This is a genomic window from Sphingobium sp. PNB (assembly GCF_019873065.1).
GTDB lineage: Bacteria > Pseudomonadota > Alphaproteobacteria > Sphingomonadales > Sphingomonadaceae > Sphingobium > Sphingobium fuliginis.
The window spans coordinates 1-7,817 of record NZ_JAINEZ010000140.1; the positions used below are offsets into that span (position 1 = coordinate 1).

10 protein-coding genes are annotated in these 7,817 nt (G+C 60.8%); 6 read left to right on the plus strand and 4 right to left on the minus strand.

Annotated features, from left to right (window positions below; all coding sequences use genetic code 11):
• Positions 1-211 precede the first annotated feature (211 nt).
• Both K7W03_RS25785 and K7W03_RS25790 read left to right on the plus strand, forming a co-directional pair.
• Positions 212-2,002, plus strand: a complete 1,791-nt coding sequence (locus K7W03_RS25785) for a hypothetical protein (protein WP_020820331.1) — start codon at positions 212-214, stop codon at positions 2,000-2,002.
• A 160-nt stretch (positions 2,003-2,162) separates the two neighbouring features.
• Positions 2,163-2,651: a hypothetical protein gene (locus K7W03_RS25790; RefSeq protein WP_051146819.1), complete on the plus strand. Its 489-nt coding sequence runs from the start codon at positions 2,163-2,165 to the stop codon at positions 2,649-2,651.
• Positions 2,652-2,703: 52 nt separating this feature from the next.
• Here the strand turns inward: K7W03_RS25790 and K7W03_RS25795 are convergent, their stop codons facing one another.
• From K7W03_RS25795 to K7W03_RS25815, 4 genes are all read right to left on the minus strand, one after another.
• Positions 2,704-3,189 carry a thermonuclease family protein gene (locus K7W03_RS25795; RefSeq protein WP_084511091.1) on the minus strand — a complete coding sequence of 162 codons (486 nt, stop codon included), beginning with the start codon at positions 3,187-3,189 and terminating at the stop codon, positions 2,704-2,706.
• Between the two features lie 35 nt (positions 3,190-3,224).
• The gene (locus K7W03_RS25800; RefSeq protein WP_020820329.1) at positions 3,225-3,824 is read right to left on the minus strand and encodes an SOS response-associated peptidase; all 600 of its coding nucleotides are present in this window, start codon (positions 3,822-3,824) and stop codon (positions 3,225-3,227) included.
• A 35-nt stretch (positions 3,825-3,859) separates the two neighbouring features.
• Complete coding sequence (locus K7W03_RS25805; RefSeq protein ID WP_226870517.1) at positions 3,860-4,195, minus strand: hypothetical protein; 336 nt, start codon at positions 4,193-4,195, stop codon at positions 3,860-3,862.
• Positions 4,196-4,463: 268 nt separating this feature from the next.
• Positions 4,464-4,718 carry a hypothetical protein gene (locus tag K7W03_RS25815; RefSeq protein WP_226870520.1) on the minus strand — a complete coding sequence of 85 codons (255 nt, stop codon included), beginning with the start codon at positions 4,716-4,718 and terminating at the stop codon, positions 4,464-4,466.
• A 212-nt stretch (positions 4,719-4,930) separates the two neighbouring features.
• Here K7W03_RS25815 and K7W03_RS25820 point away from each other — a divergent pair, with 212 nt between their 5' ends.
• The 4 genes from K7W03_RS25820 to tnpC all read left to right on the plus strand — a co-directional run.
• Positions 4,931-5,128, plus strand: a complete 198-nt coding sequence (locus K7W03_RS25820; protein WP_222887769.1) for a hypothetical protein — start codon at positions 4,931-4,933, stop codon at positions 5,126-5,128.
• A gap of 481 nt (positions 5,129-5,609) precedes the next feature.
• Complete coding sequence (tnpA, locus tag K7W03_RS25825) at positions 5,610-5,993, plus strand: IS66-like element accessory protein TnpA (RefSeq protein ID WP_222887770.1); 384 nt, start codon at positions 5,610-5,612, stop codon at positions 5,991-5,993.
• Positions 5,990-6,337 carry an IS66 family insertion sequence element accessory protein TnpB gene (tnpB, locus tag K7W03_RS25830; RefSeq protein ID WP_222887771.1) on the plus strand — a complete coding sequence of 116 codons (348 nt, stop codon included), beginning with the start codon at positions 5,990-5,992 and terminating at the stop codon, positions 6,335-6,337. The genes tnpA and tnpB overlap by 4 nt, the downstream gene beginning before the upstream one ends.
• 123 nt (positions 6,338-6,460) lie before the next feature.
• Positions 6,461-7,817, plus strand: a 1,357-nt coding sequence (gene tnpC, locus K7W03_RS25835) for an IS66 family transposase (protein ID WP_226870522.1), incomplete at its 3' end; no start/stop codon positions are given.

Consider the following 7,817-nt stretch of genomic DNA (forward strand, 5'->3'; position numbering starts at 1 on the left):
ATCTAACCCGGCACCATGAACCCGCCGCGACAATCTGTTCTCATCCTGATAGTCGCTGACCTCTCACCCAGATCGTCGCGCTATATGCTTGCTGTCGAGCGTATTGAACCTGCGTGAACAACCACCTGACGCGTTCGGCGGTGCACCCGCAGCCGCAACGGGGGTTACTATCGGCTGCTTCTGCGTTACGGAATGAGCGCAAGGGGATAGCATGAGCGCAATCGGCAGGATGTTCGGATGGCTGGGTCGCAAGGCGATCCTTTATATAATCATCCTTGCGGCAATGCTGACATATGTGATCTGGAGGTCGGGCGATATCCAAGATGCTTGGAGTGAATCACAGTCACTCAACCTAAATCAGGCTCACTCGCTCAAAGAGGTAAGCAAGGGAGCCGAACGTCTGAGGCTGGCGCTGAGCGCCGAGCTGACGGAGGCGGGGCGAGTAGCGCAGATCGCGAGCGTTGCCCAGTTGGAAGACCAGGTCACCGCCACCCGAGCTGAATTGCAGCGTTTGCAGATGGAAGCGCCTGCCGGTCTGGACAGAATGCTCGACAAGGTCAGCTTAGACATTCAGGCGATCCGAAAGGAGCAAGAGCGGCTTCTGAACGTGGCGTTCCTTGAGCGGAAATTGGCTGGCCTTGAGCAGGCGCTCGGCGCCGCTAAGGATTATGACGCTGCCATCAAAGCAGCGGCTGATGGCGCACGCAGGACCGATGACATGATCCGTAAAAAACGGATCGCTTCCGATAGGATGGTGCAGAAGTATCAACGCGCCTGGAACGATGCCAAGGCCGCCTGTCAGCGCGCCACTAATGCACTTGCAGCATTCGACAGGTCCTGGTTCGCGAAAACCTTGGACCGACTGCCGCTTCAGGATCGACGCGCTGAACTGGTGGATAAGAAGAATAGGGAGTGCACGGCGGAGCGAAATGCCCATCAAGCGGTCGCCAAGGCCCTGGCGGCGAAAAAGATTTGGGATCAAATGCGCGCGGGAGCAACGCAGGCGGCTCCGCGGGCTAAAGCCTGGATCGACAATGAACTGCCCGGCACTGCCAAATCAATCATGGATGAAATTTCTGATCAGGAGCAGCTTGCCGGTCAAACTGTCACCGCCTGGGGAAAATGGGTCTGGACCGAATACGAGGTCGGCGCGATCCTTAAAGCTGCGTTGGCCGCGCTTTTTCTCATTCTCGCTGTTCCCTACTTGGTTCGCCTGTTTTGCTGGTTTGTATTGGCGCCCATTGCGATGCGCCGCCCATCTATTCGCATTCGCGTTCCGGAGGACCGAGGGATCGCGATTGCCCCTGCCGCCCTGTCCAGTACTTCGGTAGCGGTGCGGCTGGCGCAGGGCGAGGAACTGCTCGTTCGGCAAGATTACCTTCAAACCAGCAGCTACGCTGGCGCGAAGGATACCAAGTGGGTCCTCAACTGGAAAAAGCCGGTAACCAGCGTCGCTACGGGTCTGACCTTTCTGACCCGCATACGCGGAGACTGTGAGATAACCACCATCTCGGCCACGCGGGACGGGCTAGCAGAAGTTACGATCCTGACGCTGCCGGATGGTGCCTGCTGCGTGCTCCAGCCGCGCGCACTAGCCGCCGTTACGCAGCCAATTTCCCGCCCGTTGCGCATTACCCGCCACTGGCGCTTAAGATCGCTCAATGCCTGGCTGACACTGCAACTGCGCTATCTTGTGTTTCATGGGCCGGCGCGCCTCGTGCTTAAGGGTGGACGAGGCGTGCGCGTCGAGCGTGCCGAGCAGGGCCGCGTGTTTGGACAGGATCAACTTGTCGGCTTCTCCGCCGATCTTGCCTATTCGGTCTCACGCACGGAAACTTTCTGGCCTTACTTTTTCGGACGCCAGCAGCTGCTGAAGGACCGCGTTCTTGCGGGGAAGGGCGTTTTGATCGTCGAGGAAGCACCTTTCACAGCGCGCCGCGGCAAAGTTCGCCGAGGGCTGGAAGGGATGATCGATGCAGGGATGAAGGTATTCGGGATGTAAGCGCCAGAAAGGCTATTGTATGAGTAAAACTGGAAACGGGGCTCATGCGGGCAGTGCAAACCTGCAAATTGCCTTTTGGGTACCTGACGGGCCCGCATGCGCCAGATCTCTGGGTCTTCATTTATGATATGATTGCCTCGCCTGATCCTTGGAGAGCGTGATGCAAGCTTCTGTCATGTTTGCCATATCAATCGCGCTTGTCGCGACACCAGCGTTGGCCCAATCGAAACTTTCCCCAGCGGATAGCGCCGCCGCCTTTCGCGCGGGTGGCTTCAAGCTGCAGGGAGGACAATGGCGCGCTTGCGGCGATCCGGGCACGTCAAGCTACAGCCCGGGAACCATCGAGACGGTGCGTGACCTGAACGGCGATGGCCGCCCCGAGGCTGTCATTACTGGGGGCGGCACCTACTGCTTCGGCATGACCGGCACTGGCTACACGATCGTCAGCAAGGAGGCGGGTGGAGCGTGGAAGCTGATTACCGCGAGCCAAGGGATTCCCAATTTCCTCGCCACGAAGGGCGTGGGCGGATGGCCAGACATTGAGGTTGGCGGTCCCGGCTTCTGCTTTTCGGTCGAGCGGTGGAACGGCCGCGAATATGTGCTGAACCGCCATCAATACGAAGGAAAGCCCTGCCACCCGCAGCGGTGAGCTTGCCGCCTAGTTCACCCAAGGCTGCTTCCGATCGCCAGTTCCCACGCGATCAGCACCAAGGTTCCCGCCTGCCGCTCCATGTTCGGGCCAGCCCCTCGCTGACCAGAACATCACCGAGCGACTGACCATCCCGCGTCAACCCACGCAGTTTTCTGCCATATCCGTCGGTATCGCGATCAAGCGTGGCTACCGTGAACGGCCCAGCATTGACCAACTGATGAAGCCGATGCGTCGCACGTTCGCCTAACGCAGCTTCGGCCGGGCAGCGTGGCGGGTGCGTTTCTGGCGCATCAATATCGGCAACTCTGATCTTCTGCCCATCAAGCCAGATCGTATCGCCATCAACCACGCAATTGGTGCCGCCGCCGGTATGGCAGAGGGTAAAGCTGCGGGAAACATCGTCCCTGGCCTTTGCTCCATCGGAGATTGAGAGCGAGGCGAGTCCCCCGGCGATGCTGATGATGGCGAGTCTTGCCAGCAGTACAGGCGAACGGGGTGCCTTGTTGCGGCGGCGGAATTTGATGACATTAGACATTGGATGGGATTAGGGCCTTAGCTTCGTTACGTAAATCAAACGTCACCGACGGCCATCAGCTGACTGGGGTAGGCGCAGGCGAGCGACAGCGCATCGTCAAGATCAGCGCGCAGCCAGCGGTCATAATCTTCCGGGTGAAGGATGACTGGACATGCCTTGGGATGGACGGCGCCGACAACATGGGTGGCAGCATCGCCTTCATAGCCACAGGTCAGGAAGGAATAGACCGGCACGCCTTCCGTGGGCCGCCATATCCCAGCGAAGGCGAAAACCGGCTGGCTGGGGACACGGAACCAGAAGGGCTTCTTTTTGCCCGTACCGGGCATCGGCTCGACTGACCACTCCTGGAATTCGGTGACGGGTACCAAGCAGCGCCGGGAGGGGTTCGCCAGCGCGGACTTCCAGAACGGGCTGGTATAGTTACGCACGTTGGTGACGGGCCGTCCCTGGAATGGAAAGCCCCAACTCATCGCCGACAAAATGCGCTGGCCTTCCTGCTCCCGCACGACGTGGCCGGGCTTGCCCGGGGCGACATAATCCTTTTTGACCGCGATCTGGTCGGCCGGATCGGGAAGCGCGCCGAATAGCCGGGCGAGCTCTTCGGCACTGCTGCGGGCCTTGTGAAGATTGCACATGGTCGCTCTTGGTTGAGCTTGGTCGGCATCACCCCCTACATATCAAGCAGCTGGTTGCCTGTCCGGTCCTCGCCATCGTGCAGGATCGTGGCAACTCCGCCGATCAGTTTGCCGAAATGTTCACCCGCCAGGCGAATATCGCGCGGGGTTCGCTTGGTGTCGTCAGCCGTAATCAGCATGGCGATACCCATAGCGAGCGCTTCAGCCAGCATCGGCATCGCGATGGAGGCATGGCCTTCCTTCACTTCGCGCGAACCCATGGCATAGGTTACCGCCTGAAGGGCCACCTGCGCACAGACATGGCGATATTCCCCGGGTGAAAGATTGTCGGGGATGTCGAACAGTTCTTCTGGGACAGCTTTGTAGCTCATGATCCTATCCTCTGAAGCGGTTTAGCGCGCGCTTCCATTCCCGCTCATCCGGCAGTGGAAAGCAATAGCGCGGCGACTCCCTGCTTGTTTCAATGACGGCTGGGCGCACCTTCCGGCCGTGCCGTTGTAGACAGGTCTTGCAGTGAAAGCGCCGTCGGGCGTCCCGAAAGTCATCGCTCCAGCCTTTCCTCTCAAACTTCCACCAGAGCCCGTGAGCGTCAAAGAATTCCTCCCTGCCGCAGCGGCAAGCCACCCTCACCGAACAGCGCTAAGCTGCGGCTTCGAAGATGCACGTCGCTACCTTCAGCCCATCGCGATAGCGGGCCATGGACCACAACAGCGCGCCTTGCTCGACCGGCTGAAAATAGCGGGCAGCGGCGACGGCGTTTCGATAGTGGACGGTCTGAAGGCGCTCAGCCTCATCGAATGGCACCGGCGTCCATTCCGACGAAGGGTATACCGTATCGTAGATTGCCTTGGCGGCGCTGCGCAGTGGCGCCTGATTAGGGGTCTGCTCTGCCATCGCAGAATCACCTTTCCTACATGAGAACAAATGTGGAACATGCCTCACAGGAAAGGAGTCGGCAATGATGAATATCGATGGCGCGTTCCTGATGGGCGTGGCGGCAATTCTGACGAGCGTGGCGCACTTATGGAGAGCGGCGCGGTCTGGCAGGGCGGAGGAACTTTGGCATGGTTCATGCGCTCATCGCAGGCAAAATGGAGAGATGACGCATGAGAAATCTGATCGGAACAGCAGTTGGGGCAGCGATCGACCGGCGGGACGGTGACAGCGGCGTGAAGGGCGCGATCATTGGCTATGTGGCATCTGGTGCGTTGAAGACCGCCGCAAAGCTAGGGCTGCTGGCGGCGATCGCTGCTGGAGCCTACCGCTTGGTGCGCAAGTCAGATAAACCGCAGGCCACCTACTGACGCAGTCGCTGGCCGGGTCATTGCGCATTCATGATCGCGACCTAATATTGGATCTGCCACCTGTTCCCCTCGGGCGGTCCTGAACCTCGGCCTCGTCGTTGAGCTTGCTCCGACGGGGCCATTTTCTTTTCAAGCGACCAAATTGTCTGGGGGCCCTACCGAAAGAAGATCGACTATCATAAGGCGGCTCCCCGCTCATAACTGGCTTGCAATACAATCTTCCGATGCGTTGTCTCAGGGAACGAGCATCCACGCTATGGAGGCGCGGGCAGTCGTCACCATCAGTGCTGCTCCAACTCATCCTGTGGTAGACTCATGATTGGCATCCTTATTGTCCAAAGGAATGTAAGCGAGGTCTGACGGCCGCCTTGCACGGCGCCCATTCGCGGGGATGATTGCCGCTCTTTGAGCGGGGTGGCCGGTGTCGGACGAGATTGAGGATTCAGCGAGCGGCGCAGCGACTGCTCATACGAGCGGTCGTATGAGTAGTCGGATAGAGATCGTTAGCCGTGTGTCAGGCCGGCGGCGGTGGACGGTAGAGCAGAAGCTGGCCGTGCTGCGGGATGCATTCGGGCCGGAGGGCTGCGTGCGCGCGGCCTGTGAACGCCATGATGTCGGCAGCGGCTCGATCTACACTTGGCGGCGCCAGGCGATGTCCGGTGAGCTTGCCGGGGTTCGCAAGTTGGCCGAGCCGGCATTTGCGGAGGTGCAGATCAGCGAGCAGCCAGCCTTGCCTGCCCCGACAGTTGCAGCGAGCAGCGGCGGCGTGATTAGCATCGAACTGCCGTCTGGTATCAGGGTGAGCGTGGATGCCACGGTCGATGCCGATGCCCTGTCACGGGTGATCGGTATCCTGACGCGATGATCCCGCTGCCGCCATCGACGCGGATCTTCCTGGCCTGCGGTGCGACCGACATGCGTAAGGGTTTCGACGGCCTGGCGGTGATGACGCAGCAGGTTCTGGAGCAGAGCCCCCATTCCGGTGCGCTGTTCGCTTTCCGGGGCAAGCGCGGCGATCTGGTGAAGCTGCTTTGGTACGACGGCCAGGGCATGTGTCTGTTTTCCAAGCGGATGGACCGGGGGCGCTTCGTGTGGCCGTCGACCAAGGCGGGGTCGGTGGTGATGACGGCGGCGCAGCTTTCGATGCTCTTGGAAGGCATCGACTGGCGGCGACCTGAATGCACTTTCACTCCTTCATTGGCGGGGTAAAACGCCCATTTTCTGGTGCTTTTATTAGCGTTTCGACCATCGATCTGCTATGTGATCGTGGTGTCGGACGCAGGCCTTTCCACCCCTGATAAAGACGCTCGGATCGCCGAGCTTGAAGCTGCATTGGCAGCTGCCCACGCCGATATTTCCGCCCGCGACATCCTGATCGATACGCTGCGCGTGCAGATTGCGCGCCTCAAGCGGATGCAGTTCGGCAAGTCGTCCGAGAAGCTCGATACCCAGATCGCTCAGCTTGAGCTGGCGCTCGAAGAACTCGAAGGCGAGGCCATCGTCGCTGCCGCGCGTCGAGCCGATCTGGCAGAGGCTGATCGGCCGTCGCCTGTTCGGGCGCTGCCCGCCCATCTGCCACGCGAAGAGCAGCGGATAGAACCCGAGCAGGGCACCTGCACCTGTCCCGAGTGCGGCGGTGCGCTGCGGCCGCTGGGGCAGGATAGCGACGAGATGCTCGATGCCGTGCCGGTGCAGTGGCGCGTCGTTCGGACCATCCGCCCCAAGTATAGCTGCCGCGCCTGCGAGAAGATCGTGCAGGCGCCCGCACCGGTAAAGGCGATAGCGCGCGGCAAGGCGACCTTCGGCACGCTGGCCCACGTCGTCGTCTCCAAGTTCGATCATCATCTGCCGCTTTACCGCCAGGCCGAGATCATGGCTGCGCAGGGGGTCGAGATCGACCGCTCGACGCTGGCAGGCTGGGTGGGACAGGCATCCGTGCTGCTCGACCCGATCGTCAGTCGCATTCGCGAGGTCGGCTTGACCGCCTCGAAGATCCATACCGACGATACGCCGGTTCCCATGCTTGATCCGGGACGCGGCAAGACGGCGACTGGCAGGCTCTGGGCTTACGCCGTCGATGATCGTGGCTCCGGTGCCACGACCCCGTCGCTGGTCTGGTATGAGTTCACCACCGATCGCACCGGCGCGCATCCCCAGCGGCAGCTGGCCAACTTCACCGGCTATCTCCAGGCCGACGGCTATGCCGGTTATGACAAGCTCTACGACACGAACCGCGTCACCGAGGTTGCTTGCTGGGCGCATTTCCGGCGAAAGATATTCGACATCCACGCCACCAAGCCGACGTCGCTCACCACTGATCTGCTGGAACGCATCGGCCAGATCTATGAGATCGAGGCAGAGGTTCGAGGCCAGCAACCCGAGATCCGACGACGAAGCCGGCAGGACCGCACCCAGCCATTGATCGACGAGCTGCGCCAGGCACTCGACGATGCCCTGCGCCGTCTCTCGCCCAAGTCCGAGATGGCCAAGGCGATCGCCTATGGCCGCAAGCGCTGGGTCGCGCTGACGCGCTTCCTCGACGATGGGCGCCTGGAAATCGACAACAACATCGCGGAGCGCGCCATGCGGTGCGTGGCCCTGGGCCGCAATTATGCGAAGCGCAGGATTATGCGCAGGTGGGCACTGCCTGATGGGGCCAACCCGCGGTTTTCTGCCAGCTATGGCGCGG

What these genes read in the sequence shown, in the direction of transcription:
- tnpB (WP_222887771.1), top strand. Translation starts at nt 5,990, where the DNA reads ATGATCCCGCTGCCGCCATCGACGCGGATCTTCCTGGCCTGCGGTGCG.
- K7W03_RS25820 (WP_222887769.1), top strand. Translation starts at nt 4,931, where the DNA reads ATGAGAAATCTGATCGGAACAGCAGTTGGGGCAGCGATCGACCGGCGG.
- K7W03_RS25790 (WP_051146819.1), top strand. Translation starts at nt 2,163, where the DNA reads ATGCAAGCTTCTGTCATGTTTGCCATATCAATCGCGCTTGTCGCGACA.
- tnpA (WP_222887770.1), top strand. Translation starts at nt 5,610, where the DNA reads ATGAGTAGTCGGATAGAGATCGTTAGCCGTGTGTCAGGCCGGCGGCGG.
- K7W03_RS25785 (WP_020820331.1), top strand. Translation starts at nt 212, where the DNA reads ATGAGCGCAATCGGCAGGATGTTCGGATGGCTGGGTCGCAAGGCGATC.
- K7W03_RS25795 (WP_084511091.1), bottom strand. Translation starts at nt 3,189, where the DNA reads ATGTCTAATGTCATCAAATTCCGCCGCCGCAACAAGGCACCCCGTTCG.
- K7W03_RS25805 (WP_226870517.1), bottom strand. Translation starts at nt 4,195, where the DNA reads ATGAGCTACAAAGCTGTCCCAGAAGAACTGTTCGACATCCCCGACAAT.
- K7W03_RS25815 (WP_226870520.1), bottom strand. Translation starts at nt 4,718, where the DNA reads ATGGCAGAGCAGACCCCTAATCAGGCGCCACTGCGCAGCGCCGCCAAG.
- K7W03_RS25800 (WP_020820329.1), bottom strand. Translation starts at nt 3,824, where the DNA reads ATGTGCAATCTTCACAAGGCCCGCAGCAGTGCCGAAGAGCTCGCCCGG.